The organism is Streptomyces sp. SAI-135 (assembly GCF_029893805.1).
Lineage (GTDB): Bacteria > Actinomycetota > Actinomycetes > Streptomycetales > Streptomycetaceae > Streptomyces.
Map to the genome: position 1 here is coordinate 6,146,646 of NZ_JARXYP010000002.1, position 25,869 is coordinate 6,172,514.

The following is a 25,869-nucleotide window of genomic DNA, read 5'->3' on the forward strand; positions in this document are numbered from 1 at the left end:
GCCGCGCAGTTCCTCGCGTCCCTGAGGGGCGGGACGTGGGTTGTCGGCGTCGGCCGGGCGGGGACGTGGACGGCCGTCCGGCCGGGGCGTGGTCCGTCACCCCAGCCGGCGGGGGCCGGTGCTGGTGCCGGAGTCGGGTACGTCGTGGCCGGCCGCGCAGTTCCTCGCGTCCCTGAGGGCGGCGGAAGCACGGGCGTCGGTGCCCGCCCTCAGGGGCGTACCGGGCGGGGCGTCTCCCGGCGGAACGCCCACCGGAGCTCCGGTTCCACCACGCACCGCAGGGCGCGCCGGACCGGTGGGGCGCACAGGGCGGTCACGACGGCCGCGGCGGCGAGAGCGACCGTGGCCGTGCCGAGCGGGCCGTGGACCCAGGCGGGCCCGTACCAGCCCCAGGCCCGGGCGCCCTGGACGAGGAAGCCGTGCAGCAGATAGCCGTACAGCGTGCCCGCCCCGAGCACCGTGAACCAGGTCCGCCGCCCTGGCACCAGCGCGAAGAAGGACCCGACAAGGATCAGCGAGCACCCGAAGGCGATCAGCGTCATCACCGGGCCCGACCAGGCGGGCGCGCCCAACTCCGGGGCGCTGTCCCGGTGGTACAGCCAGGCCGAGCTCATCCGCGGCGCGACCCAGTACGCCGCCACGAGCGCGACCGCGAACACCGGCCCGGCGGCCAGCCGTACCGCCCGCCGGCGCACCAGCCGGAAGTGCTCGGGCCTGAGGGAGAGACCCAGTACGAAGTACGGCAGGAACTGCAGGACGCGCTGGAGGTCGAGGTCGTCGCCGATGGAGGGCGTGAGCGTCGCGAGCATCGCCACGGCGAGGGCGACCGGCACCGGATGCCGCACCCGCTGCCACAGCGGAGTGGTCAGCCGCCACACGAACAACGCCGCCAGGAACCACGTCAGATACAGGGGATCGAGCAGACTCACCGGCCGGTCCGGCTCCTGGTCCGTCCACCGCGTGAAGAAGGTGTACGCCGTCTCGAACACGACGTACGGCACGACGAGCCCGCCCACCAGCCGCCGCACCTTCCCCGGACTCGCGTCGAAGTTCCGCGAGAAGTACCCGGAGACGACGATGAACGCCGGCATGTGGAAGGCGTACACGAGCAGGTACAGCGCGGACACGCCCCGGCTCCCGTCCCGCAGCGGCTCCCACGCGTGCCCCACGGCGACCAGGACGATCGCCAGGTACTTGGCGTTGTCGAAGAAGGCGTCGCGCTCCGCGGGCCGCCGCGCCGCGAGCCCTTCCCGAGGGGCGGCCGTGACCAGTTGCTCGTGCATCCCCGGCGCCTCACCACTCGGGGAACGGCCCAAACTTCGTACCTGTGTGCCGGCCGTCCCCCGCGGGGCCGATCCTCAGGCCGCCGTCCGCAGCGCCTCCCGTCCCGTCACCTCGCCGCCCGGTTTCGCCGCCAGGGCCACGGGCCCCGGTGTGCGGCGGGCCCGCACCAGGAACCCCGTCCCGATCGCGCCGGCGATGAGCAGGCCACCGGTCACGAGGGCCCCGCGTGCCCCGGCCAGCTCCATGAGCAGGCCGAGCGCGGGCGGGCCGCCGAGGCTCCACACCGTGCCGATGCTGCTCCACGCACCGAGGACGCGCCCGCGCAGATGAGGGGGCGGGTCGGTCTGCAGGACGGCCGTTCCCGCGGTGTCGGAGACGGACTCCAGCACGGCCATGGGCAGGACCAGCACCAGCAGGACGGCCACCGACGGCGAGAGCCCCGCCGCCAGCTGAAGCAGCGCGCCCGCGGCGGCCAGGGTGCCCACCAGCCGCACGGAGGGCCGCCGCAGCCGGGCGCCGAGGAACGCGCCCAGGATGCCGCCGACGGCGAGGACGGCGGAGACCGTGCCGAAGGCCCCCGCACCGCCCGCGAGCGGCCCGGTGACGAGCACGGCCAGGGTCAGCCCGTAGTTGCGGCCGAGGACCGCGCTGATCCCGGTGATGCCGGCGAGCGCGACCAGGCGGGGCCGGCGCGCGAAGAAGCGCAGGCCGCCCCGGACGGTCGTGTCGGCGCCGTCCCCGGTCCGCGCGGCGGCCGGGGTGCCCGGCCCGGCGGCCGGCGCCGCCCCGGGCGCGGGGCGCAGGAACGGCACGACCGCGGCGACGAACAGGAAGGACAGGCCGTTGGCCGCGTACGCGGCGGCCGTGCCGAGGAAGCCGACCGTCACCCCGGCCAGGGCGGTCCCGACGAGCCGGCCAGCGCTGTGCACCAGCGCGCCGACGCCGATGGCGGAGGGGACGTCCTCCGGCGGGACGAGGTCGTTGCCGAGCAGGGCGCACGCCGGCCCGTCGACGGTGGCGATGGTGCCGGTCACGGCGGCCAGCACCAGCAGGGACGTCATGTCGAGCCGGTCCAGCGCCACCAGCACGGCCGTGACGAAGGCGACCGCGCCGAGGAGGGTCTGGCTGACGGCCGCCGTCAGTTTGCGCGACCAGCGGTCCACGGCCGCTCCGCCCAGCAGGCTCATGAAGAGGGCGGGACCTGCCTGGACGGACATCGACAGCCCCGTCGCGGCGGCGGACCCGGTGATCTGCAGGACGAGCAGGTTCTGCACGGTGAGCTGCATCCAGGTGCCGACGTTCGACACGAGGTTCGCGACGGACCACCAGCGCATGCTGCGGTGTCTCAGGGAGCGCCACGGCGAGCGCGACGACTCCCGGGGCGGAGCCGCGGCGGGCGTGGCGGCGGCAGGGCAGGCGGGAACAGGGGCGGAAGACACAGTGGGGTACCCGGAGGACGAAGTAGCAGGTCAGACAGGTAGGCGAAACCGAGGAACGCCGGCTGCACTGCGCGGCCGTCCACCGAGTCGGTCACGGCGCGGACCATCGTGACAGACCTGCCCGGCCCGTCCGCCGCGGTGCGCCGCGCGCGAGCGCCCGAGCGGGTCCAACTGCCGGGCCCGTTCTCGCCAGTTGCCCGGCCGAGTGCGGTTGCTCACAGAAGGAGCAGAGTTCAACGCATGGAGCCGGGCTGCGCTCGCGGCGACCGGGCGTTCCCCGTCAGCGGTCGCGCGGGATGGGACCTATCTGCACAATAGGGATCAAAGCGTGAAAGCAACTGGCATAAGACTTTCGTTCATTTCCGTCGGGAAAACGGCGGCCGTGACCAGCCAGGCCCGTGTTCCAGACGCACGTTCGGGTGCGTCCCGGCCACTCCTGTTCTTTCACTCCTCTCCAAAAAGCCGCTCGCACCGCCCCGCGAGCACGGCTGAAGGACGTCCCATGACTGATGCTTCCTCTCGCGTGCCCTGGCGCCGCGCCCTGGTGACCGGCGGTGCCGGCTTCCTCGGCAGCCATCTGTGCGAGCGCCTGCTGGATTCAGGTGTCGAAGTCGACTGCGCGGACAACCTCTCGTCCGGAGCACGTCAGAACATCGCCCACCTGGAGGGCCGCGCCGGATTCAGGTTCGTGGAGTGCGACGTCTCCGCGCCCGAGTGCCCGGGGCGCCTGCCGGGACCGTACGACCTCGTCCTGCACTTCGCCTGTCCCGCCTCGCCCGCCGACTACCTGCGGCTGCCCCTGGAGACGCTCGACGCCGGGAGTCTCGGCACCCGCACCATGCTGGCCCTCGCCGAACGCGACCGGGCCCGCTTCCTGCTCGCCTCGACCTCCGAGGTGTACGGCGACCCCCTGGTGCACCCGCAGCGCGAGGACTACTGGGGCAACGTCAACCCGGTGGGTCCGCGCAGCGTGTACGACGAGTCCAAGCGGTTCGCCGAGGCGCTGGTCACCGCCCATGTACGCGTCAAGGACGCCGACGCGGGCATCGTCCGCCTGTTCAACACCTACGGGCCGCGCATGCGCGCCCACGACGGCCGTGCCGTGCCCACGTTCGTCTGCCAGGCCCTGGCCGACGAGCCCCTGACGGTGGCGGGCGACGGCAGCCAGACACGGTCCCTGTGCTACGTCGACGACACCGTCGACGGAATCCTGCTGGTGGCCGCGAGCCGCTCGGTACGGCCCGTGAACATCGGCGGCACCGACGAGGTCGCGGTCCGCGACATCGCCCGCCGGGTGGTGGAACTGGCGGGCTCCTCCTCACGCATCGAGTTCGTCGACCGCCCCGTCGACGACCCGCAGCGCCGCCGCCCGGACACCCGGCTGGCCCGTGAACTGCTGGGCTGGACGCCCAAGGTGCCCTGGGAGGAAGGCATCAAGCAGACCATCGCCCACTTCGCCGCGGCGCGGCCGACGCGGGAGCCGATCAGGCAGCTCTGAGCCCGCGCGCCGAGAAGTCGTCCACCACGCCGCCCCGGAGGAACCTCATGCGTGTCCTGGGAATCAACGCCCTCTTCCACGACCCGGCCGCCGCCCTGGTCATGGACGGCAGGATCGTGGCAGCCGCGGAGGAGGAGCGCTTCAGCCGCCGCAAGCACGGCAAGCGGCCCATCCCCTTCTCCGCGTGGGAACTGCCCGAACTGTCCGCCCGCTGGTGCCTGGAGCAGGCCGGTCTCACCCCGGCCGACCTCGACGCGGTCGCCTACTCCTACGACCCCGAACTCGCCCGCCCGGCAGACCAGCTGGGCCTGGACGACCCCTGGGACCACCTGCGCCAGGAGTACGCCCGCCGGGCCCCCGAGTTCCTGGCCGAGGCCCTGCCCGGACTCGACCCCGGCAAGGTGCGCTTCGTCCCGCACCACGTCGCCCACGCCGCCTCCGCAGGCCAGGCCTCCCCCTACCCGGACTGCGCCGTCCTCGTCCTGGACGGCCGCGGCGAGTGCGGCTCCCACCTCGCGGGCCGCTACGCCCGCCGCGAGCTCGCCGTGCTGGGGACGCAGTCGCTGCCCGACTCCCTGGGCCTGTTCTACGAGGACCTCACCCAGCACCTCGGCTTCCTGCGCAGCAGCGACGAGTTCAAGGTGATGGCCCTGGCGTCGTACGGCCGCCCACGCTTCCTGGAGCACCTGCGGGAGTACGTCCACCTGGAGGGGGAGGGCGGCTTCCGGGCCCGTCCGGTCCCCTGGTCCTCGCTGGTGCCCGCGCGTGCGGCGGGCGACCCGTGGACCGCGGACCACGCCGACGCCGCCGCCAGCGCCCAGGCGTGCCTGGAGGAGGTCCTGCTCGGCCTGGTGCGCTGGCTGCACGAGCGCACCGGCGAGGAGGTGCTGACGCTGGCGGGCGGGGTGGCGCTCAACTGCGTGGCCAACACCCGGCTGCACCGGGAGGGCCCCTTCGACCGCATCTGGGTGCAGCCCGCGGCCGGGGACGCGGGCACGGCCCTCGGCGCCGCGCTGCACGTCGCGCACCAGAAGGAGACGGTCGAGGCCATGCCGACGGCCGCCCTGGGGCGCGGCTGGAGCGACGAGGAACTGCGGGAATGGCTGGAGCGTGCCGCCGTCCCCTACGAGGAGCCCGCCGACATCGCCGACACCGTCGCCGAGGAGCTCGCCCGGGACGGCATCGTGGCCTGGTTCCAGGGGCGCAGCGAGTACGGCCCCCGGGCCCTGGGCCACCGGTCCCTGCTGGCCCACCCCGGCCGGCCCGGGAACCTGGAACGCCTCAACGCGGTGAAGGGCCGGGAGGAGTTCCGCCCGGTCGCCCCCATGGTGCTGGCGGAGCGGGCCGCGGAGCTCTTCGACGGGCCCCTGCCCAGCCCCTACATGCTCTTCGTGCACGAGGTAGCCGCCGAGTGGCGCGACCGCATCCCGGCCGTCGTCCACGTGGACGGCACGGCCCGGATCCAGACCGTGGACCGCGACGCGGAGCCGCTGGTGGCCCGGATGATCGAGGGCTTCGAACGGCGCACCGGGCTGCCCGTGGTGGTCAACACCAGCCTCAACACGGCAGGACGGCCCATGGTCGACGACCCGCGGGACGCCCTGGAGTGCTTCGGGTCCGCGCCCGTGGACCTGCTGGCCCTCGGGCCGTTCGCGATCCGGCGGAAGGGCATGTTCGCGTGACGGACACCCCTTCTTCCTTCTCCTCCGTTCCGGCCTACGCCGTCGTCGTGCCGACCATCGGGCGCCCCTGTCTGGCCGACTGCCTGCGCGCGCTCGCGGCCGCCACCGGTCATCCGCCCACCGAGGTCGTCGTGGTCGACGACCGTCCGGCCCCGGCCGGGGAACTGCCGCTGGAGGCCGCGGGCGTCCTGCGCGGGCGCCTGCGGACCCTGCGCAGCGGCGGACGCGGCCCCGCGGCCGCCCGCAACACGGGCTGGCGCACGGTCACCGCCCCCTGGACCGTCTTCCTCGACGACGACGTCCAGGTGCTGCCTGACTGGTCCCGTCTGCTCGCCGAGGACCTCGCGGGCGCCGACGGGGCCACCGGCGGGATCCAGGGCCGGCTCTGCGTCCCGCTGCCCGCCGACCGCCGGCCGACGGACTGGGAGCGCGGCACGGCCGGGCTGGAACGGGCCGCCTGGGCCACGGCGGACATGGCCTACCGCACGGCCGCGCTGGCGCAGGTCCACGGCTTCGACGAGCGGTTCCCCCGGGCCTTCCGCGAGGACGCCGACCTGGCGCTGCGGGTGCGGGACGCCGGCTGGACGCTGCGCCGCGGCCGGCGCACCACCCGCCACCCGGTCCGCCCGGCCGACCGCTGGGTGTCGGTACGGACCCAGCGCGGCAACGCGGACGACGCCCTGATGACCCGCCTGCACGGGCGCGACTGGTGGATCCGCGCCGGCGCGCCCCGAGGACGGCTCGCCCGGCATGCCCTGGTGACGGCCGGCGCGCTCGTCGCGGCCGGGTGCGCGGCGGCCGGCAGACCCCGCGCCGCGGGCGCCGCCGCAGCGCTGTGGGCGCTGGGCACGGCCGAGTTCGCCCTGGCCCGCATCGCGCCGGGCCCGCGCACCGCCCGCGAGATCACCACCATGCTCGCCACCAGCGTGGTCATCCCGCCCCTCGCGGTCCGCCACTGGGCGGACGGCCTGATACGCCACCGGGGCGCCGCACCGCTCGGGGGCACGCGGTGAACCGGCCCACCTCGCACACCCCCCGCCCGGCCGCCGTGCTCTTCGACCGCGACGGCACCCTCGTCGAGGACGTCCCCTACAACGGCGATCCCGACCTGGTACGACCCCTGCCCGGCGCCCGGCAGGCCCTGGACCTGCTGCGCGCGGCCGGCGTCCCGACCGCCGTGGTCAGCAACCAGTCGGGCATCGGCCGCGGCCTGCTCACCCACGCCGACGTACAGCGGGTCAACGCCCGGGCCGACGCGCTGCTCGGCGGCCTCGGCACCTGGGTGTACTGCCCGCACCTGCCCGAGGCGGGCTGCGACTGCCGCAAGCCCCGTCCCGGCCTGGTGATCGAGGCGGCACGCCGTCTCGGGGTGGCCCCGTCGGACTGCGTGGTGATCGGTGACATCGCGGCGGACGTCCTGGCCGCCCGTGCGGCGGGCGCCCGCGGCGTGCTCGTACCCAACGCGGCGACCCGGCCCGAGGAGGTCGAGACGGCTCCCCGGACCGCCCCCGACCTCCTCACGGCGGTCCGCGAACTCCTCGACGAGGCCCCGCGGGAACACCCTGGTCCGAGCACCCCCGCCGTGCCGCCCCCGGCGTGGAGCACGCCGAAAGCCCTGGTCGTGCGGCTCGACAGCTTCGGTGACGTCCTGCTCGCCGGGCCCGCCGTGCGGGCCGTCGCCGCCCACTCCGCCCGGGTCACCATGCTCTGCGGCCCGCTCGGCGAGTCCGCAGCACGGCTCCTGCCCGGCGTCGACGACGTGATCACCTGGGCGGCCCCGTGGGAGGGCGTGGACGCGCCCGCCGTAGCCGAGGCGGACGTGGGCGGACTGCTGGAGCGCCTGCGGGCGGACGCCTTCGACACCGCGCTGATCCTCACGTCGTTCCACCAGAGTCCGCTGCCCACGGCCCTGCTGCTGCGGATGGCCGGCGTCGCACGCATCGGCGCCGACAGCGTCGACCACCCGGGCCGCCTGCTCGACGTACGGCACCGGCGGCTGCCCGGCCGGCACGAGACCGAGGCCGCGCTCGACACCGCCGCCGCCCTGGGCTTCCGCCCGCCGCCCGGCGACGACGGCAGGCTGCGGGTCCTTCCGCCGCCGGACACCGTCACGCTGACCGGCAACGGCCCCTACGTCGTCGTACACCCCGGTGCCAGCGCGCCCGCCCGGGCCTGGAGTCCCAGCCGCTGCGCCGAGGCCGTCGCCCTGCTCACCGAGGCGGGGCACCGCGTCGTCGTCACCGGCGGCCCCGACGAGAGCGCCCTCACCCGGCGGGTCGCAGGCGGCTTCGCGGTGGACCTCGGCGGCCGGACGACCCCCCGGACCCTGGCCGGCGTCCTGCGCATGGCCGACGTCGTGGTGTGCGGCAACACCGGCCCCGCCCACCTGGCCGCCGCCGTCGCCACCCCCGTGGTCTCCCTGTTCGCGCCCGTCGTCCCGGCCGAGCGCTGGGCACCGTACGGCGTGCCCCACGTGCTCCTCGGCGACCAGCACGCGCCCTGCGCCGACAGCCGGGCCCGGCACTGCCCCGTGCCGGGCCATCCGTGCCTGGACGAGGTCACGGCCCAGGACGTGGTGCGGGCCGTGCAGAAACTCCTCAAGGAGAGCGCATGAACATCCTCGTCTGGCATGTGCACGGCTCGTGGCTGACCTCGTTCGTCCAGGGCCCGTACACCTTCCTCGTCCCGGTGACGGCCGACCGCGGACCGGACGGACTCGGGCGGGCCAGGACCTGGCAGTGGCCGGCGACCGTCCGCGAGCTGAGCCCCGCCGAACTGCGCGAGGCCGACATCGACCTGATGGTCCTCCAGCGGCCGCACGAGCTGGACCTGGCCCTGCGCTGGACCGGCCGCCGTCCCGGCACCGACGTGCCCGCCGTGTACGTCGAGCACAACAGCCCGCACGAGACGCCCGTCGACACCCGCCACCCCCTCGCCGACCGGAGCGACGTCCCGCTCGTCCACGTCACCCACTTCAACCGCCTGATGTGGGACAACGGCCGCGCACCCACCGAGGTCATCGAGCACGGCATCATCGACCCGGGCCCCCTGTGGACCGGCGAGGAGACCCGCGCGGCCGTCGTCGTCAACGAGCCCGTGCGGCGCGGCCGTACCACAGGGACCGACCTGCTGGAGCGGTTCGCGCGCTCGGCGCCGCTGGACGTCTTCGGCATGCGCACGGAGGGGCTCGCCGACCGGCTCGGGCTGTCGGCCGACCGGTGCCGCAGCCGCGACCTGCCGCAGGGCGAACTGCACCCCGCGATGGCCCGCTGCCGCCTCTACCTGCACCCCGTGCGGTGGACGTCCCTCGGACTGTCGCTGCTGGAGGCCATGTTCCTGGGCATGCCCGTGGTCGCGCTCGACACCACGGAGGTGCGCGAGGCCGTGCCCGAGGGCGCCGGGGTGGTCTCCAACCGCCTCGACGTCCTGGAGGAGGCCGTCCGCGGCTTCCTCGCGGACCGGGACCGCGCCCGGCGGACCGGGGAGACCGCCCGGGCCGCGGCACGGTCCCGCTACGGAGAGCGGCGTTTCCGGGACGACTGGGAACGCCTGATCAAGGAGGTCACCCGATGAGCCCCAGCCAGCCGTCGGCCGGCCGCGTCGCCATGGTCTCCGAGCACGCCAGCCCGCTGGCCGAGCTCGGCGGCCCCGACGCGGGCGGCCAGAACGTCTACGTGGCCCAGCTCGCCGCCCAACTGGCCCGCCGCGGCCACGAGGTCGTCGTGTACACGCGCCGCGACGACCCGCGGCTGCCGGAGCGCGTCGTCACCGCCGACGGGGTCAAGGTCGTGCACGTGCCCGCCGGGCCGCCCGCCCCGATACCCAAGGACGAACTCCTCCCGTACATGGAGGAGTTCGGCGCGTGGCTGGCCCGCGAGTGGGCGACGGAACCACCCGACGTGGTGCACGCCCACTTCTGGATGTCCGGGCTCGCCGCGGTGACCGGGGCACGCGCCACGGGCGTGCCCGTCGTGCAGACCTACCACGCCCTCGGCACCGTGAAGAGACGGCACCAGGGCGCCGCCGACACCTCGCCGCGCGAACGCGTGGAGATCGAGACGGCCGTAGGACGGGAGTGCGGCGGCATCATCGCCACCTGCGAGGACGAGGTGGGTGAGCTCGTCGCCATGGGGCTGCCCCAGCGGCGCATCCACGTCGTCCCCTGCGGGGTGGACCCCGTGCGGTTCGCGCCGGTCGCCGGAGCCCGCCGGGACCCGTCCGCGCCCCGGCGCCTGCTCACCGTCGGCCGGCTCGTCCCCCGCAAGGGCTTCGACCGGGCCATCCGCGCCCTGGCGGCCGTGCCGGACGCCGAACTCCTCGTCGCCGGAGGCCCCGAGCCGGCCCTCCTCCTCGCCGAGCCGGAGACCGAACGGCTGTGCTCGATCGCCCGGGAGTGCGGAGTGGCCGACCGCGTGACGCTGCTCGGAGGCGTGAGCCGGACCCGCATGCCCGCCCTCATGTCCGAAGCGGACCTCGTGCTGTCCGTGCCCCGCTACGAACCCTTCGGCATCGTCCCGGTCGAGGCCATGGCCTGCGGCACCCCCGTCGTCGCCACCGCCGTCGGCGGACAGCTCGACACCGTCGCCGACGGCGTCACGGGCGTCCTGGTCCCGCCCGACGAGGACCACGACCTCGGCGCGACCGTACGGGAGCTGCTCGACGACCCGGACCGGCTCGCCCGGTACGGCGTCGCCGGACGCCGTCGGGTCCTCGCCCGCTACACCTGGGACCGCGTCGCCGACGGGGTCACCCGGGTCTACGGCGCCGTCTCCTCCGTACCCTCGCTCTCGGGAGTCGTCCGATGAAACTCGCCGCCGACACCGCACACTGCGACGACCTGATGAAGGCACTCGAAGGGTTCCGCGACCACGCCGCCCCCGTCGTCCGGCGCTGGGGGACCTCCCTCGCCGAACGCCTGGGCACCGGCGCCCGGCTCCTCGTCGCGGGCAACGGCGGCAGCGCGGCCCAGGCCCAGCACCTGACCGCCGAACTCGTGGGCCGCTACCGCGACGACCGCCCGCCGTTCTCCGCGCTCGCCCTGCACGCCGACACGTCCTCGACCACCGCCATCGCCAACGACTACGGCGTCCAGGAGATCTTCGCCCGGCAGGTCGCCGCGCACGGCCGCGCCGGTGACGTGCTGATGCTGCTGTCCACCAGCGGCTCCAGCGCCAACCTGCTCGTCGCCGCGAAGGAGGCGCACCGCCTGGGCATGACCGTCTGGGTCCTGACCGGTCCCGCGCCCAACCCGCTCGAAGGGTGCGCGGACGACACCCTGTGCGTGGACGCGGCGACGTCCGCCACGGTCCAGGAACTGCACCTCGTGGCCGTCCACATGCTCTGCGAGTCCTTCGACCGCACGGTGGAGGACGGCCTGCCGGCCGACCCGGACGTGGAGGGCGGCACATGAGCGCCCCGGCCCCGCTGCTCGTCGTCGGCGACGCCCTGCTCGACCACGACCTGTGCGGACGGGTCGAGCGGCTGGCCCCCGACGCGCCCGTCCCGGTCGTCAGCTCGCTCCGCCGGATCGCACGGCCCGGCGGAGCCGCCCTGGCCGCCTGCCTCGCCGCGGCCGACGGCAGGCAGGTCACCCTCGTCACCGCGCTGGGCGACGACGAGGCCAGCGCGTCGCTGTGCCGACTGCTCCCCGACCGGGTGCGTCTGGTACGGCTGCCCCTGACCGGCGCCCTGTCCAGCAAGACACGGGTCCTCGCCGAGGACCGGCCCCTGCTGCGCCTGGACGACGGCGACGGGCGGGCCGGGGAACGCACCGACGAGGCGTGCCGGGCGATCGCGGAGGCCGGTGCCGTGCTCGTCGCCGACTACGGCCGCGGCACCGCCGACGTCCTGCGCGAGGCGCTGCGGTCCGCGGCCGCCCGCGTGCCCGTCGTCTGGGACCCGCACCCGCGCGGCAGGCCGCCGGTGCCCGGCGTCAGGCTGGCCACCCCGTGCGCGAGCGAGGCACGGGCCTTCGCCGGCCGGGTCCACCCCGGCGACGAGCCCCCGGGCGGCAGCGCCCTGCACGCCGCGGCACGCCACGCCGACACGCTCGTCCGGGCCTGGCGTGCGGCCTCCGTGGCCGTGACGCTGGGCGGCCGCGGCGCGCTGCTGTCGCACGGGGAGACACCGCTGCTGGTGCCGTCACCGGTCACGGCCGAGGGCGACGCCTGCGGGGCCGGGGACCGGTTCGCGGCGACCGCCGCCGGATCCCTCGCCGACGGCGAGCTCACCGAGACCGCGGTGCGGGCCGCCGTGCACGCCGCCACCCGGTACGTCGCCGAAGGGGGCGCCCGCGCGCTCGCCGTGGACACCGCCCCGGCCGCGCCCCCGCACCCCTCCGACGACCACGAACCGACCGACGACGCCCTGCGCACGGCCACCCGGGTACGGGCCGCCGGCGGCACCGTCGTCGCCGCCGGCGGCTGCTTCGACCTGCTGCACGCCGGCCATGTCGCCCTGCTGGAGGCCGCCCGCCGCACCGGGGACTGCCTGGTGGTGTGCGTCAACTCCGACGCCTCCGTACGCCGCCGCAAGGGCAGCGGCCGGCCCCTCGTCCCGCTGGCCGACCGGGTCCGGGTGCTGCGCGCGCTGGAGTGCGTCGACGCGGTCGCCGTGTTCGACGAGGACACCCCGGAACGACTGCTCGGCGAGCTGCGCCCGCACATCTGGGCCAAGGGCGGCGACTACGCCCTGGCCCAGCTGCCGGAGGCATCGCTCGTGGAGAGCTGGGGCGGACAGGTCGTCCTGTTCCCCTACCTGGACGGCCGCTCCACCACCGGCATCGCGGAACGCGCCGCGGCGACCCCCCAGCGGGTGCGCCCGGCGGGACGGAGGAGCGGGTGAGGGGGTGCCTGCGCCTGGTGGCGTCTCGGTTCGTGTGTCGGGGTGGGGTGGGGGAGTCGGTGAGGGGCCGCCTGCGCCTGGCGTCTCGGTTCGTGCGCCTGGCTGGGGTGGTGGAGTCGGTGGCGGGCTTCCTGTGTCCGGCGGTGCCTTCGTCGGTGTGTCTGGGCGGGGCGGCGGAGTCGACGACGGGCTGCCTGCGCCCGGTGGGGCCTCAGCCGGTGCGCCTGGCTAGGGTGCTGGAGTCGGTGAAGGGCTGCCCATGCCTGGTGGCGCCTCAGCCGGTGCGCCTGGCTGGGGTGGGGGAGCGGTGAGGGGCCGCCCGCGCCCGGTGGCGGCTCAGTCCGCACACCCGGCCGGTGCGGCGGAGCCGACGACCGACCGCCCCCGGCTCCTGGTGCTGCGCGCGCTGGGACTGGGCGACCTGCTCGCCTCGGTCCCCGCTCTCCGCGGGATCCGCCGGGCCTTCCCCGGGCATCACGTCGTCCTGGCGATCCCGCCGGCCCTCGGCGAGGCCGCGCTGGCCACGGGAGCGGTGGACGACATCCTCCCGGCCCAGGCCCCGGGACGGGCCGTGCCCATGCTGGACGGATGGACCGGCCCACCTCCCGACATCGCCGTCGACCTGCACGGCAACGGACCCGAGAGCCGCGACGCGCTGGCCGCCCTCACCCCCCGTCGGCTCCTGGCCCACGCCCACCCCGACCCGGCCCTCCCCGAACCCCCGGTGTGGCGGCCGGACCAGCACGAGCGCGAACGGTGGTGCGACTTCCTCGCGGCGTACGGCATCCCCGCCGAACCCTCCGACCTGCACCTGCCGCCACCGGACACATCGTCCCCGGCGCCGGGCGCGGTCGTCGTCCACCCCGGCGCGGAGGCCGCGTCCCGCCGCTGGCCCACCGAACGCTTCGCCGATCTCGTACGACGCCTGCGCACCGCCGGTCACCGTGTCGTCGTCACCGGAGGCCCGGCGGAGGACGCCCTGGTCCTGGAGGTCGCCGCAAGCGCGGGCCTGCCGGAGCGGGACGTACTGCGCGGCGGCCTGCCGTTCGGCGAACTGTCGGCGCTCATCGCCCATGCCACGCTCGTCGTGAGCGGCGACACCGGACCGGCGCATCTCGCCGTGGCTCACGCCACGCCGTCGGTGACGCTCTTCGGACCCGTGTCGCCCGACCTGTGGGGCCCGCCCGCTGCCGCGCACCACATCGCCCTGTGGAAGGCCGGACCGCCCGGCGACCCGCACGGCGACGCCCCCGACCCCCAGTTGCTGCGCATCGGCACCGACGAGGCCGTCACCGCCGCGCTGTCCCTGCTGCGACCCGTACGCGCCGGTGCACCGGCCCGGAGGGGAAGGGACGCCGGTGTCCCCACGGCCCCGGCCTGAGAACCCGGCCGACCGCCCCGGTGCCCGGGACGACCGGGATCGCCGGGACGACCGGGATCGCCGGGACGACCGGGATCGCCCGGACGACGGGGAGGGCCCGGACGGCCGGATCACGGTCGCGGTCATCACCCGCGACCGCCCCGCCGCCATCCTGCGCACGGTCGAAGCCCTCACGGCTCTGCCGGAGCGGCCCCCGGTCATCGTCGTCGACAACAGCTCCGACGACACGACCCTCGAAGCCCTGCGTCACCGTGGGCCGGCCGTCCGGGTGCTGAAACCCGCCCGGAACACCGGCGCCCTGGGCCGCAACCTCGCGGTACGGCGGGCCGACACGCCCTACGTCGCGTTCAGCGACGACGACTCCTGGTGGACGCGGGGCGCGCTGCGGCAGGCCGCCGACCTGCTCGACAGGCATCCCCGACTGGGCCTCCTGGCAGCCCGCACGCTCGTCGGCCCCGAGCGGACCGAGGACCCCTTCAACGCCGTGCTCGCCGCCTCACCACTGCCGCACGAGCCCGACCTGCCGGGCCGCCCGGTCCTCGGCTTCCTGGCCTGCGCCTGCGTGGTGCGCCGGGACGCCTACCTCCGGGCGGGCGGCTACCACCCGCTGCTGTTCTTCGGCGGCGAGGAGACCCTGCTCGCCTACGACCTCGCGGCCGACGGCTGGGGCGTCACCTACGAGCCGTCACTGACGGCCCGTCACCACCCCGCGTCCGGCGGCCGCGACGGACGAAACCACCTGCTGCGCCGCAACGAGGTCCTGACCTTCTGGCTGCGCCGCCCGCTGCCGACGGCCCTGCGGGCCACCGCCCGCCTGACCGCCGCGGCGGCCACCGGCGAACCCGGCGCCCGCCGCGCCCTGCGCGAAACGGCCGTACGCCTCCCCGCCGCCCTGGCAGGGCGCCGACCTCTGCCGCCGCACGTGGAGGCGGCGATCAGACTGCTGGAGCATGCCCGCTAGTCGGCCTTACGGCAGGGGCGTGCCACCGGTGGCATTGAGGATCTCCGCGGTGACGAAGCTGGCCTCCTGAGAAGCCAGATAGACGTAGGCCGGGGCCAGTTCGGCAGGCTGGGCCGGGCGGCCGAGCGGGCTCTGCTTGCCGAACTCCGCGGTGTCGGGCATCGTCGCGGGGATCAACGGCGTCCACACCGGGCCCGGCGCGACCGCGTTGACGCGGATGCCGCGCTCCGCGAGCATCTGGGCCAGCCCCTGGGTGAAGGTCACGATGGCACCCTTGGTCATCGCGTAGTCCAGCAGGTGCGGACTGGGCTTGTACGCCTGCACCGACGTGGAGTTGATGACGCTGCCACCCTTCGGGATGTGCGGCACGGCGAACTTGGTCAGCCAGAACATCCCGTAGAGGTTGGTGCGCATCACCCGGTCGAACTGCTCGGTCGTGATGGCCTCGATACCGTCCGGCTGCGACATCTGGTACGCCGCGTTGTTCACCAGCACGTCGATCCGCCCGAACTCCGCGACCGCCCGCTCCACCAGCGCACGGCAGTTGTCCTCCTCGCGGATGTCGCAGGAGACGGCGACCGCCTTGCGCCCGGCGTCCTCGACCAGCCGGGACGTCTCCCGCGCATCGTCGGCCTCCTCTGGCAGATGCGTGAACAGCACGTCGGCGCCCTCCCGCGCGAACGCCAGCGCCACCGCCCGCCCGATACCGGAGTCCCCACCCGTGATGACGGCCTTGCGCCCCTCCAGCCGCCCGGCACCGCGGTACGACTCCTCACCGTGATCCGGCGGCGGATCCATCGGCCCGGTCCAGCCCGGATGCGACTGGTCCTGCTCAGGAAACTCGGGCTGCGGATGCTGCGTCACGGGATCCTGCGGGGTCCGCTCCTGCTCGGCCACGGCGGCCTCCTCGACATCGGTGGGGGGTACGTTCGCAGGAGCGGGTTCCCACGGCGGCCCCCTCGAAAAGCATCCGAGGACGCTACGGTCTCGGGTAACCGATCTCCGCGATGTCCTGGGCGAGGTCTGCCAAGGTGATCTCCGAATTCAACGCACGGACCACTTCCGCGGTCAGCGGACGCGAGGAGAAGACGTGCCGAACGGCCTCCAGGTCGACCGGAACCTCGTAACAGTCCTGGGCCCACTCCTGAAAGGCCTCGGCCGACCGCTCCACCAACAGTTCGAAGAGAAAGTCGGCGCCGTCCGGATCGTCCGTCCTCCCCTCGGGGAAGTCGATCGCCCCCGTCCTCCATCCGCCGTCCCCTGCCTCCCGCCACATGCACGCGGTGACGCGAGGCAGGCCGTCATCGGAGAACGCGGGCTCCTTGACATACGCCTGAAAGACGCCGGGAACCTCGTCGAGCACACCGGGCCAGGGCCTGTCCTCCGCATAGGGGCTCATGGGCGATTCATGATCGAACCCACGGACGTAGGCCCCGGCGCCCGAGAAGACGATGGAGTAGTCATCCCCCGATCCATTCCGCATAGAGGCCATCGACTCCCCTTCGGCCCAGTGGTCGTCGAAGGAGTGGTAGCGGTAGGCCCACTCAGGGCACAGGACGGCCTCCAGCATGGCAAGGGAACGGCAGTGCTCACGAAGGACAGCAATCCCGGGCAGCCGCCGAGCAACGTCTTGAACAGTCACCCACCCATCCAAGCGCACGCCTCTGACACGACGGGTTCCTGCAATGAGCCGTCCGCAGGCGACTACGGGGACGCCGTATCCGAGTCGACATACATCAGAACATCGTCACTCTGTGGCTCAAGGTGACGAATGAAGGAGCGGGCATCCATCTGAGAGATGGTGACTCGGTTGCGGAATCTTGCCAAGTATTCAACACGTTGGATTAGGGCCTCGCGATTGAACCTGGCGTCAATCTTCCAGTTAACAGTCTGATCAAGCCCTCCGATCGGCCGCGCTCGCAAGATGCCAGATCGATTACATCTATTCAAGAAAAATGTAGAAAAACCAAGTTCGATGTCGGTGCGGCCTGACGGTTATTGTAGATTTCAGCATGACTGTGCCACGCGTCGATGGTAATCTCTCCATATTTGTCTTCAGCGAGAAGGGCTCGGTCGTCCCGCCCTCGACGTACTACCGCGTGTGGCAGGAAGCTCGTCTGCTCGCGCTGCCGCCGGCCGCCGCAGCTTCGCCGCTCGCAAGCCGGCCGTACGACCTTCGGCACTCGGCACTCGGCACTGTCGAAATGGCTGAATGCGGGCGTCGATCCGACCGAGGTCGCCGAGCGTGCGGGCAACAGTATTGAGGTCCTGCTGACCCGCTACGCGAAGTGTCTCGACGGGCGCCAGGATGTCGCCAATCGGCGTATCGAGGATCTGCTTCGCGAGTACGAATGACGGCATACGACATTTCGGAGGCCCCTGGCGTGATGCCAGGGGTCTCTCGTTTGCCTGGCGGGTCAAACGGGCCGCATGGTCTGCGCTTGCTCAGAGGCGAGCAGGCGCTCAAGGGTCCTCCGCTCACTGTTGAGCGCAGCAAGCATTTGCGAGCGAGCTTGCTCGAAGTCGGGCTCAACCTCGACGCCGAGGTCGTGGCGCAGGGCGACCCGCAGGAGGTACACGCCATCGGACAGTGGACCGCTGAACCAAGCTCCAGCGCGAACGTAGGCCCCGACTGGGTCGGGGCTGGTCGGCAGCTGCTTCACGGCGGTGTACCCGACTCCGAGTGCTCGGTTGAGGGACGAGGCGATCTCATGGACGTCTTTAGGTAGAGCCATCTGTGCCACGGAGTGGTTCTCCGCCCAAGCGTCCTTGGCGGCTTCGAGGACTGCCGGCTCGACGGTCTCACCGCGCTCCGCCGCTCGGACCGCGTCCCGGGCCGCGACGCGATAAGCACGGGCCGTGGTGTTGAGGCGGGCGTAGAGATCTCGCCTGGCTTCCTGTGCCCGTTCCTGGCGGTCCTCGGCCCGTTCACGGTCGGCCCGCTGGTTCTGCTCGCGGGTGACGCGCTGGCTGAGCAGCGCCCCGCCCAGAGTCCCGGTCAACGTCCCTCCGACACCGATGAGCGCGACGGCTAGCGTGGTCACGTCCACGAGATCCCCCAACCCGTCCGTACGAGGCCTGCGGACAGCACATGGCGGCGTGACTCGCTCATTGAGGCATGGCTCTCCACCCGAGCAGCCGTCCAACATCGGCACGACGATAACGGGGGACTCCGGCTGTTGGGCGGCGATGGGTCTGGTCACCTGCGGGAATGCCCCAAGATCCCGTCCACGCCTCGTCCACAGACCTCGACATAGAGCCGCTTCGGGCCGCATACGCCTGCACATACGCGAAGACCCCGGCCTCAGCGTTTCCGCTGGTGACGGGGTCTTTGGGCACCGTATGAAGGGTGCCCCCGGCAGGATTCGAACCTGCGCACACGGCTCCGGAGGCCGTTGCTCTATCCCCTGAGCTACGGGGGCGTGTCAGCGTCGAGCTGGTGGCTCGCGGCGACGGGTGAAACACTACCAGCTCCCTCGGGGTGATCAGGAACGGGTTTCGCGGGCCCGGATCCCCCCACGGGGTGGAAGTGGGGAAAACCCGGACGCGGTGGCCGGTCCGCACCTACTCTCGAGTTGTGCCAGGCGCGTCGGGTCGGGTGCTTGTTGTGGACGACAACAAGGTCATCCGGCAGTTGATCAGGGTCAATCTCGAGCTGGAGGGTCTCGAGGTCGTGACCGCGGCCGATGGTGTCGAGTGTCTGGATGTCGTTCATCAGGTGCGTCCCGATGTCGTGACCCTCGATGTGGTCATGCCCCGGCTGGACGGACTGCGGACCGCCGCGCAGCTGCGTTCCGACCCCCGGACCGCTCACCTTCCCCTCGCCATCGTCAGCGCCTGTACGCAGCACGAGGTCGACAGTGGCCTCGACGTCGGCGTCGACGCCTTCCTCGCCAAGCCCTTCGAGCCCGCCGAACTCGTGCGGCTCGTGCGGCACTTGATCGAGGTGAGCCGAGAAGGGCGGGGACCGGGGGAGGACGACAGTCCGCTCGTCGGGGGCGTCCTCGGCAGCGGAGAGACCGAGCGAGCCGGTCGCACCGGCGCCTGAACCCCGCCACACCGGACCACAAGGCGGAAACGGCGAGTGTCCGTCGGCCAGGCCCCACTGCGCCATCGTCCCCCGTCCCACATCCCGGACCCCCGCCAAACCCGCTCGCCCTCCCACCCCCCTCCTCCCATACGCTTGTCCCGTGACCCCCGTCGAGCTCTCCCGTACCGTGCTGCGCGTGGTGCGTCGTGCTGTCGACGACGGGGAGCTGGACGTGCCCGTGCCGGGGCGGACCGACGTCGCGCCCCCGGGGCCCGGCGGCTGCGGTGACTACGCCACCAACGTCGCCCTCAAGCTCGCCCGGCCGGCCGGACAGCCGCCGTTGCGGGTCGCCGAGATCCTCCGGCGGCGCCTCGCGCAGAGCGACGGCATCAGTGACGTCGTCGTCACCGGGCCCGGGTTCCTCAACATCAGCCTGCGGCGGGGGAGCGGAGACGCCCTCGTGCGGGAGATCCTGCGGCTGGGGCAGCGGTACGGGCACGCCGACCGGCCCACCGGGAAGCTCGTGCGGCTGCACGCGCCCCACGAGGTCCGCGCCGTCGTCGTGATGGACGCCGTCGCCCGCATCCTCCGTGCCCAGGGCGCCGTCGTCCGCACCAGCTGCGTCGCCGGCCCGGAACCGGCCTGGACCGACCTCCTCGGCGTCCAGGTCGACGCCCACGGCAGCCCCGAGGCCAACGCTCCCGCCACGGCCCCTGCCACCACTCCGGCCACGGCCCCTGCCACCACCCCTCCCGACGTCAACGTCCGCCCCGTACCGGCCCCCGCCACCGCCGTACCGGCACCCGCCACCCCCGCCACCCCCCTCCACGTCAACACCCGCCCCACCCCGGCCCCCGCCGACCCCACCCCCCTCGGCCGCGACGCCGCCCGCTGGGCGCTTCTCCACCCCGCCCCCCACGACCGGCCCCGTATCAGCGCCGACCACCTGGTCCAGCGGGAGGGCAACCCTCTCTTCCGGGTCCGTTACGCATACGCCCGCACCCGGGCCCTCACCCGCAACGCCGCCGACCTGGGCTTCCACGCCGAGCCCGGGGACCTGAACCCACCAGGCGCAGACAAGGCGGCCGCGGCCGTACCGGACCCGACCCCCCTCCGGAACGCCCTCGCCGATCACCCCCGCATCCTCCAGGCCGCCGCCGCACACCACGCCCCCGACCGCCTGGCCCGGCACCTCGTCACCGTCGCCGATGCCGTGCTTCCCCTTCTCGCCGCCGTCCTCCCGCGCGGTGCGGAGAAACCCTCGGCCGCCCACCGTGCCCGGCTCGCGCTCGCCGAAGCCGCCGGGGCGGTGCTGGCCGGTGGCCTGACCCTGCTCGGCATCGACGCACCCGAACACCTCTGAGAACAGAGAGCCAGTCAAGAAGATGAGCCGTTCCGCACACCCCGCCGGGCCCCGTCACGCCGACGTCCTTCCCGAGGGCCACTACTCCGCGCCGCCCGCCGACCTCAACACCCTCGACCCCAAGGTCTGGGCCCAGACCGTCGAGCGCAACGAGGACGGTGTGGTCACCGTCGGCGGTATCGACGTCAAGGCCCTCGCCGAGGAGCACGGCACCCCCGCCTACGTCGTCGACGAGGCCGACTTCCGGGCCCGGGCGCGGGCCTGGCGCACCGCCTTCGGCCAGGACGCCGACGTCTTCTACGCCGGCAAGGCGTTCCTGTCCCGGGCCGTCGTGCGCTGGCTGCACGAGGAGGGGCTCAACCTCGACGTGTGCTCCGGGGGCGAGCTCGCCACCGCGCTCTCCGCCGGCATGCCCGCCGACCGCATCGCCTTCCACGGCAACAACAAGTCGACGGCGGAGATCCGCCGCGCGATCACCCAGGGGGTCGGACGCATCGTCCTCGACTCCTTCCAGGAGATCGTCCGGGTCGCCCACATCGCTCGTGAACTCGGCACGCGGCAGCGCGTCCAGATCCGTGTCACCGTGGGCGTCGAGGCGCACACCCACGAGTTCATCGCGACCGCCCACGAGGACCAGAAGTTCGGCATCCCGCTGGCCGGCGGTCAGGCCGCCGAGGCCGTGCGGCGCGCCCTGCAGCTCGACAGCCTCGAACTCATCGGCATCCACTCCCACATCGGGTCGCAGATCTTCGACATGTCCGGCTTCGAGGTCGCCGCGCACCGCGTGGTCGGCCTGCTCAAGGACGTCCGTGACGAGCACGGGGTCGAGCTTCCGGAAATCGACCTCGGGGGCGGGCTCGGGATCGCCTACACCTCCGACGACGACCCGCGTGAACCGCACGAGATCGCCAAGGCCCTCACCGAGATCGTCAGCCGTGAGTGCGAGGCGGCCCGGCTGCGGACCCCGCGCATCTCCGTCGAGCCCGGCCGCGCCATCGTCGGTCCCACCGCGTTCACGCTGTACGAGGTCGGCACCATCAAGCCCCTCGACGGGCTGCGCACCTACGTCTCCGTCGACGGCGGGATGTCGGACAACATCCGCACCGCGCTGTACGACGCCGAGTACACCGTCGCCCTCGTGTCCCGGACCAGCGACGCCGAGCCCATGCTCGCGCGGGTCGTCGGCAAGCACTGCGAGAGCGGGGACATCGTGGTCAAGGATGCGTTCCTGCCGGCCGACCTGGCACCGGGTGACCTCATCGCCGTACCGGCGACGGGCGCCTACTGCCGTTCCATGGCGAGCAACTACAACCACGTGCTGCGTCCGCCGGTCGTCGCCGTCGGCGACGGCGCGTCCCGGGTCATCGTCCGCCGCGAGACGGAGGAGGACCTGCTGCGGCTCGACGTCGGATGAACTGCCGCAGACCAGGAACGGAAGACCAGGAACGGAAGACCGGGAACGGAAGACCGGGAACGGAAGATCTGCGGTCTTCCACCCCCGGACAAATGAAATAGATGTCTCATAATCCGGACGAGGGGCAGAAACTCCCGTCCGGTGAGTGAGACTGGTTCCACCGTAGACGGTATGAGGAAACGAGGTCGGATGATGCGTACGCGTCCGCTGAAGGTGGCGCTGCTGGGCTGTGGAGTGGTCGGCTCAGAGGTGGCGCGCATCATGACGACGCACGCGGACGACCTCGCCGCCCGCATCGGGGCCCCCGTGGAGCTCGCGGGGGTCGCGGTACGGCGGCCCTCCAAGGTCCGTGAGGGCATCCCGCAGGAACTCGTCACGACCGACGCCACCGCCCTCGTCAAACGCGGGGACATCGACGTCGTCGTGGAGGTGATCGGGGGCATCGAGCCCGCGCGCTCCCTCATCACCACCGCCTTCGAGCACGGCGCCTCCGTCGTCTCGGCCAACAAGGCGCTCCTCGCCCAGGACGGCGCCGCCCTGCACGCGGCGGCCCAGAAGGCCGACAAGGACCTCTACTACGAGGCCGCCGTCGCCGGTGCCATCCCGCTGATCCGCCCGCTGCGCGAGTCCCTCGCCGGCGACAAGGTCAACCGGGTGCTCGGGATCGTCAACGGCACGACCAACTTCATCCTCGACAAGATGGACAGCACCGGGGCGGGATACCAGGAGGCCCTCGACGAGGCCACCGCCCTGGGCTACGCCGAGGCCGATCCGACCGCCGACGTCGAGGGCTTCGACGCCGCCGCCAAGGCCGCCATCCTCGCCGGGATCGCCTTCCACACGCGCGTGCGGCTCGACGACGTCTACCGCGAGGGCATGACCGAGGTCACCGCCGCCGACTTCGCCTCCGCGAAGGAGATGGGCTGCACCATCAAGCTGCTCGCCATCTGCGAGCGCGCCGAGGACGGCCGGTCGGTCACCGCGCGCGTGCACCCCGCGATGATCCCCCTCACACACCCGCTCGCGTCCGTCCGCGGCGCCTACAACGCCGTGTTCGTCGAGTCCGACGCCTCCGGCCAGCTGATGTTCTACGGCCCGGGCGCCGGCGGCGCTCCCACCGCCTCCGCCGTCCTCGGCGACCTGGTCGCCGTCTGCCGCAACCGGCTCAGCGGCACCACCGGGCCCGGTGAGTCCGCGTACGCCGCCCTGCCCGTCGAGGGCATGGGCGAGGTCGTCACGCGCTACCACATCAGCCTGGACGTCGCCGACAAACCGGGTGTTCTCGCCCAGGTCGCCACCGTGTTCGCCGAGCACGGGGTGTCCATCGATACCGTTCGGCAGCAGGGGAAGGACGGCGAGGCGTCTCTCGTCGTCGTCACGCACCGCGCGTCCGACGCCGCCCTGGGCGGGACCGTCGAGGCGTTGCGCAAGCTCGACACCGTGCGGGGTGTCGCCAGCATCATGCGGGTTGAAGGAGAGTAACCAGCAATGACCCACCAGTGGCGCGGAATCATCGAGGAGTACCGGGACCGGCTGCCCGTCTCCGACAGCACGCCGGTCGTGACGCTCCGCGAGGGCGGCACGCCCCTCGTGCCCGCGCAGGTGCTCTCCGAGCGCACCGGGTGCGAGGTCCACCTCAAGGTGGAGGGCGCCAACCCCACCGGTTCCTTCAAGGACCGCGGCATGACCATGGCCATCACTCGGGCCAAGGAGGAGGGCGCGAAGGCGGTCATCTGCGCCTCCACCGGCAACACCTCGGCCAGCGCCGCCGCCTACGCCGTACGCGCGGGCATGGTCTCCGCCGTGCTCGTCCCGCAGGGCAAGATCGCGCTCGGCAAGATGGGCCAGGCTCTCGTGCACGGCGCGAAGATCCTCCAGGTCGACGGGAACTTCGACGACTGCCTCACCCTGGCCCGTTCGCTGAGCGACAACTACCCGGTGGCACTGGTCAATTCGGTCAACCCGGTACGCATCGAGGGCCAGAAGACCGCGGCCTTCGAGATCGTCGACATGCTCGGCGACGCGCCCGACATCCACGTCCTGCCGGTCGGCAACGCCGGCAACATCACGGCGTACTGGAAGGGCTACAAGGAGTACGCCGCCGACGGCGTGGCCGCGAAGACCCCCCGGATGTGGGGCTTCCAGGCCTCCGGCAGCGCCCCGATCGTGCGCGGAGAGGTCGTCAAGGACCCCTCGACGATCGCCACCGCCATCCGCATCGGCAACCCGGCCTCCTGGAACTACGCCCTCGCGGCGCGGGACGAGTCCGGCGGGTTCATCGACGAGGTGACGGACCGTGAGATCCTGCGCGCCTACCGGCTGTTGGCCGCTCAGGAGGGCGTCTTCGTGGAGCCCGCCTCCGCCGCCTCGGTGGCCGGTCTGCTGAAGGCCGCCGAGCAGGGCAAGGTCGACCCGGGCCAGAAGATCGTGTGCACGGTCACCGGCAACGGCCTCAAGGACCCCGACTGGGCCGTCGCGGGCGCCCCGCAGCCCGTCACCGTGCCGGTCGACGCGGCGACGGCGGCCGAGCGCCTCGGGCTCGCGTAGCAGCGGCGGCCGAGCGCCTCGGGCTCGCGTAGCAGCGCGCGGCACCCCTGACGGGCGTACGGCAGGGCCTTCCCCACCGGGGGTGCACAGGGGGCTTACGACACGCATCGTGCGCCTCCTGTGCGCCCTATGTCGCCACAGAACCTTCCTTCGATAGGCTGTACCGAACCCGCCCGCTGCATATGCCCTCGCGTACAGCGGGGTGCCGCGTCGTCTCCGCGGTCGGCAGGGTCTTCGTACGTCATCGAATGTCATTCGACAATCACGCAGCTCAAGGAGAGTCATCGAGAGATGGCCGGTCCCGCCTTCCGCGCCGCCGCCGTCCGGGTGCGCGTCCCCGCCACCAGCGCCAACCTCGGCCCGGGCTTCGACGCCCTGGGCCTCTCGCTGGGGCTCTACGACGACGTCGTCGTCCGGGTGGCCGACTCAGGGCTGCACATCGACATCGCGGGAGAGGGGAGCGACACGCTCCCGCGTGACGAGAACCACCTGCTCGTACGTTCCCTGCGCACCGCCTTCGACCTGCTGGGCGGCCAGCCGCGCGGCCTGGAGATCGTCTGCGCCAACCGCATCCCGCACGGCCGGGGCCTCGGCTCCTCCTCGGCCGCCATCTGCGCCGGGATCGTCGCCGCCCGCGCCGTGACCATAGGCGGCGAGGCCCGGCTCGACGACACCGCGCTCCTCGAGCTCGCCACCGAGATCGAGGGCCACCCCGACAACGTGGCCCCCTGTCTGCTCGGCGGCTTCACGATCGCCTGGATGGAGGCCGGTGCCGCCCGGGCGATCAGGCTGGAGCCGCACGATTCCATCGTTCCGGTGGTTTTCGTGCCCGGAAAGCCCGTCCTGACCGAGACGGCGCGCGGACTGCTCCCGCGCTCCGTGCCGCACGTCGACGCCGCCGCCAACGCCGGCCGTGCCGCGCTGCTCGTCGAGGCCCTCACCAGGCGCCCCGAGCTGCTGCTGCCGGCCACCGAGGACCGTCTCCACCAGGAGTACCGCGCCCCCGCCATGCCGGAGAGCGCCGCACTGGTGGAGCGGCTGCGGGCCGACGGAGTCCCGGCAGTCATCTCGGGAGCGGGGCCCACCGTGCTCGCGCTGGTCGACGCGGACAGCGCCGACAAGGTGGCCCACCTGGCGGGCGAGGGCTGGGCCGCCAACCGGCTGGACCTCGACGCCCAGGGAGCCTGTGTGCTCCCGCTCGCGGCCGCCAGTGACATCTGAGATCCGGCGTGTGCCGGATTTCGAGAGGGGGAATGTTTGTTGGATCCGGTAGTGTTAATCTCAAGTCTGCACCCGACCCCACCATGGCGAGGTGCTTCACGTCCCCGTCCGGGACAGACATTCTTCCGGGAGCCTCCCAAGCCGCACTGCGTTCCGCACGACGTACATGGGCAGTACCTCGTACGCGAGCACTGAGCGACTTGCCG

Annotated in this window: 21 protein-coding genes, 1 tRNA gene and 2 pseudogenes; 18 read left to right on the top strand and 6 right to left on the bottom strand. The window is 73.2% G+C overall.

The features are described 5' to 3' along the window. Positions 1–209: 209 nt before the first annotated feature. Both M2163_RS32525 and M2163_RS32530 read right to left on the bottom strand, forming a co-directional pair. A complete protein-coding gene (locus M2163_RS32525) occupies positions 210–1,283 on the bottom strand; it encodes an acyltransferase family protein (protein ID WP_280895747.1) in 1,074 nt (357 codons plus the stop codon). 75 nt (positions 1,284–1,358) lie between these two features. Next, on the bottom strand, positions 1,359–2,618 hold the full coding sequence (locus M2163_RS32530; RefSeq protein ID WP_280849337.1) for an MFS transporter: 1,260 nt from the start codon (positions 2,616–2,618) through the stop codon (positions 1,359–1,361). Positions 2,619–3,225: 607 nt separating this feature from the next. Between M2163_RS32530 and M2163_RS32535 the strand changes: the two genes are divergently transcribed. The 11 genes and pseudogenes from M2163_RS32535 to M2163_RS32585 all read left to right on the top strand — a co-directional run bounded on the left by M2163_RS32535 (position 3,226) and on the right by M2163_RS32585 (position 15,088). Continuing rightward, a complete protein-coding gene (locus tag M2163_RS32535) occupies positions 3,226–4,221 on the top strand; it encodes an NAD-dependent epimerase/dehydratase family protein (protein ID WP_280849336.1) in 996 nt (331 codons plus the stop codon). 47 nt (positions 4,222–4,268) lie between these two features. After that, positions 4,269–5,903, top strand: a complete 1,635-nt coding sequence (locus tag M2163_RS32540) for a carbamoyltransferase C-terminal domain-containing protein (protein ID WP_280849335.1) — start codon at positions 4,269–4,271, stop codon at positions 5,901–5,903. Next, positions 5,900–6,916 carry a glycosyltransferase gene (locus M2163_RS32545; RefSeq protein ID WP_280895748.1) on the top strand — a complete coding sequence of 339 codons (1,017 nt, stop codon included), beginning with the start codon at positions 5,900–5,902 and terminating at the stop codon, positions 6,914–6,916. The genes M2163_RS32540 and M2163_RS32545 overlap by 4 nt, the downstream gene beginning before the upstream one ends. Next, a pseudogene (locus M2163_RS32550) lies at positions 6,913–7,443 on the top strand (HAD-IIIA family hydrolase); the annotation flags it as partial. The gene M2163_RS32545 and the pseudogene M2163_RS32550, both read left to right, overlap by 4 nt. Before the next feature lie 126 nt (positions 7,444–7,569). Beyond that, complete coding sequence (locus tag M2163_RS32555; protein ID WP_280897353.1) at positions 7,570–8,517, top strand: glycosyltransferase family 9 protein; 948 nt, start codon at positions 7,570–7,572, stop codon at positions 8,515–8,517. Next, positions 8,514–9,476, top strand: a complete 963-nt coding sequence (locus M2163_RS32560; RefSeq protein WP_280895749.1) for a glycosyltransferase — start codon at positions 8,514–8,516, stop codon at positions 9,474–9,476. Before M2163_RS32555 ends, M2163_RS32560 begins: the two co-directional genes overlap by 4 nt. Further along, the gene (locus tag M2163_RS32565) at positions 9,473–10,708 is read left to right on the top strand and encodes a glycosyltransferase (protein WP_280895750.1); all 1,236 of its coding nucleotides are present in this window, start codon (positions 9,473–9,475) and stop codon (positions 10,706–10,708) included. The genes M2163_RS32560 and M2163_RS32565 overlap by 4 nt, the downstream gene beginning before the upstream one ends. Beyond that, a complete protein-coding gene (locus M2163_RS32570; protein ID WP_280849331.1) occupies positions 10,705–11,313 on the top strand; it encodes an SIS domain-containing protein in 609 nt (202 codons plus the stop codon). The genes M2163_RS32565 and M2163_RS32570 overlap by 4 nt, the downstream gene beginning before the upstream one ends. Continuing rightward, complete coding sequence (gene rfaE2 / locus M2163_RS32575) at positions 11,310–12,746, top strand: D-glycero-beta-D-manno-heptose 1-phosphate adenylyltransferase (protein ID WP_280895751.1); 1,437 nt, start codon at positions 11,310–11,312, stop codon at positions 12,744–12,746. Before M2163_RS32570 ends, rfaE2 begins: the two co-directional genes overlap by 4 nt. Positions 12,747–13,074: 328 nt before the next feature. Beyond that, positions 13,075–14,127, top strand: coding sequence for a glycosyltransferase family 9 protein (locus M2163_RS32580; RefSeq protein WP_280895752.1), 1,053 nt, complete (start codon positions 13,075–13,077; stop codon positions 14,125–14,127). A 109-nt stretch (positions 14,128–14,236) separates the two neighbouring features. Next, on the top strand, positions 14,237–15,088 hold the full coding sequence (locus M2163_RS32585) for a glycosyltransferase (protein WP_280897354.1): 852 nt from the start codon (positions 14,237–14,239) through the stop codon (positions 15,086–15,088). 6 nt (positions 15,089–15,094) lie between these two features. Here the strand turns inward: M2163_RS32585 and M2163_RS32590 are convergent, their stop codons facing one another. Beyond that, on the bottom strand, positions 15,095–15,985 hold the full coding sequence (locus M2163_RS32590) for an SDR family oxidoreductase (protein ID WP_280849328.1): 891 nt from the start codon (positions 15,983–15,985) through the stop codon (positions 15,095–15,097). 82 nt (positions 15,986–16,067) lie between these two features. Beyond that, complete coding sequence (locus M2163_RS32595; RefSeq protein ID WP_280895753.1) at positions 16,068–16,730, bottom strand: hypothetical protein; 663 nt, start codon at positions 16,728–16,730, stop codon at positions 16,068–16,070. A 412-nt stretch (positions 16,731–17,142) separates the two neighbouring features. Between M2163_RS32595 and M2163_RS46660 the strand changes: the two are divergent. After that, positions 17,143–17,443: pseudogene (locus M2163_RS46660) on the top strand (site-specific integrase); the annotation flags it as partial. A gap of 62 nt (positions 17,444–17,505) precedes the next feature. Here the strand turns inward: M2163_RS46660 and M2163_RS32600 are convergent. Next, positions 17,506–18,138: a hypothetical protein gene (locus M2163_RS32600; RefSeq protein ID WP_280849327.1), complete on the bottom strand. Its 633-nt coding sequence runs from the start codon at positions 18,136–18,138 to the stop codon at positions 17,506–17,508. A gap of 300 nt (positions 18,139–18,438) precedes the next feature. Beyond that, positions 18,439–18,510 (bottom strand) — tRNA-Arg (locus tag M2163_RS32605). 155 nt (positions 18,511–18,665) lie between these two features. On the opposite strand from M2163_RS32605, the gene M2163_RS32610 reads away from it, so the two are divergent. From M2163_RS32610 to thrB, 6 genes are all read left to right on the top strand, one after another. Further along, positions 18,666–19,136, top strand: coding sequence for a response regulator (locus M2163_RS32610; RefSeq protein ID WP_280895754.1), 471 nt, complete (start codon positions 18,666–18,668; stop codon positions 19,134–19,136). Positions 19,137–19,278: 142 nt separating this feature from the next. After that, positions 19,279–20,481 carry an ArgS-related anticodon-binding protein NrtL gene (gene nrtL / locus M2163_RS32615; protein WP_280849303.1) on the top strand — a complete coding sequence of 401 codons (1,203 nt, stop codon included), beginning with the start codon at positions 19,279–19,281 and terminating at the stop codon, positions 20,479–20,481. 22 nt (positions 20,482–20,503) lie between these two features. After that, positions 20,504–21,895, top strand: a complete 1,392-nt coding sequence (lysA, locus tag M2163_RS32620; protein WP_280849302.1) for a diaminopimelate decarboxylase — start codon at positions 20,504–20,506, stop codon at positions 21,893–21,895. Between the two features lie 189 nt (positions 21,896–22,084). Beyond that, positions 22,085–23,377, top strand: coding sequence for a homoserine dehydrogenase (locus tag M2163_RS32625; protein WP_280849301.1), 1,293 nt, complete (start codon positions 22,085–22,087; stop codon positions 23,375–23,377). Between the two features lie 6 nt (positions 23,378–23,383). Continuing rightward, positions 23,384–24,442, top strand: coding sequence for a threonine synthase (thrC, locus tag M2163_RS32630; RefSeq protein WP_280849300.1), 1,059 nt, complete (start codon positions 23,384–23,386; stop codon positions 24,440–24,442). A gap of 291 nt (positions 24,443–24,733) precedes the next feature. Continuing rightward, entirely contained in the window at positions 24,734–25,663 is a 930-nt protein-coding gene (gene thrB / locus M2163_RS32635; RefSeq protein WP_280849299.1) for a homoserine kinase, read from the top strand. Positions 25,664–25,869 lie beyond the last annotated feature (206 nt).

Bases quoted from the DNA above. Each gene is read 5' to 3' on its own strand.
- M2163_RS32525 (WP_280895747.1), bottom strand. From the start codon at position 1,283: ATGCACGAGCAACTGGTCACGGCCGCCCCTCGGGAAGGGCTCGCGGCG.
- M2163_RS32530 (WP_280849337.1), bottom strand. From the start codon at position 2,618: ATGCGCTGGTGGTCCGTCGCGAACCTCGTGTCGAACGTCGGCACCTGG.
- M2163_RS32535 (WP_280849336.1), top strand. From the start codon at position 3,226: ATGACTGATGCTTCCTCTCGCGTGCCCTGGCGCCGCGCCCTGGTGACC.
- M2163_RS32540 (WP_280849335.1), top strand. From the start codon at position 4,269: ATGCGTGTCCTGGGAATCAACGCCCTCTTCCACGACCCGGCCGCCGCC.
- M2163_RS32560 (WP_280895749.1), top strand. From the start codon at position 8,514: ATGAACATCCTCGTCTGGCATGTGCACGGCTCGTGGCTGACCTCGTTC.
- M2163_RS32565 (WP_280895750.1), top strand. From the start codon at position 9,473: ATGAGCCCCAGCCAGCCGTCGGCCGGCCGCGTCGCCATGGTCTCCGAG.
- M2163_RS32570 (WP_280849331.1), top strand. From the start codon at position 10,705: ATGAAACTCGCCGCCGACACCGCACACTGCGACGACCTGATGAAGGCA.
- rfaE2 (WP_280895751.1), top strand. From the start codon at position 11,310: ATGAGCGCCCCGGCCCCGCTGCTCGTCGTCGGCGACGCCCTGCTCGAC.
- lysA (WP_280849302.1), top strand. From the start codon at position 20,504: ATGAGCCGTTCCGCACACCCCGCCGGGCCCCGTCACGCCGACGTCCTT.
- M2163_RS32625 (WP_280849301.1), top strand. From the start codon at position 22,085: ATGATGCGTACGCGTCCGCTGAAGGTGGCGCTGCTGGGCTGTGGAGTG.
- thrC (WP_280849300.1), top strand. From the start codon at position 23,384: ATGACCCACCAGTGGCGCGGAATCATCGAGGAGTACCGGGACCGGCTG.
- thrB (WP_280849299.1), top strand. From the start codon at position 24,734: ATGGCCGGTCCCGCCTTCCGCGCCGCCGCCGTCCGGGTGCGCGTCCCC.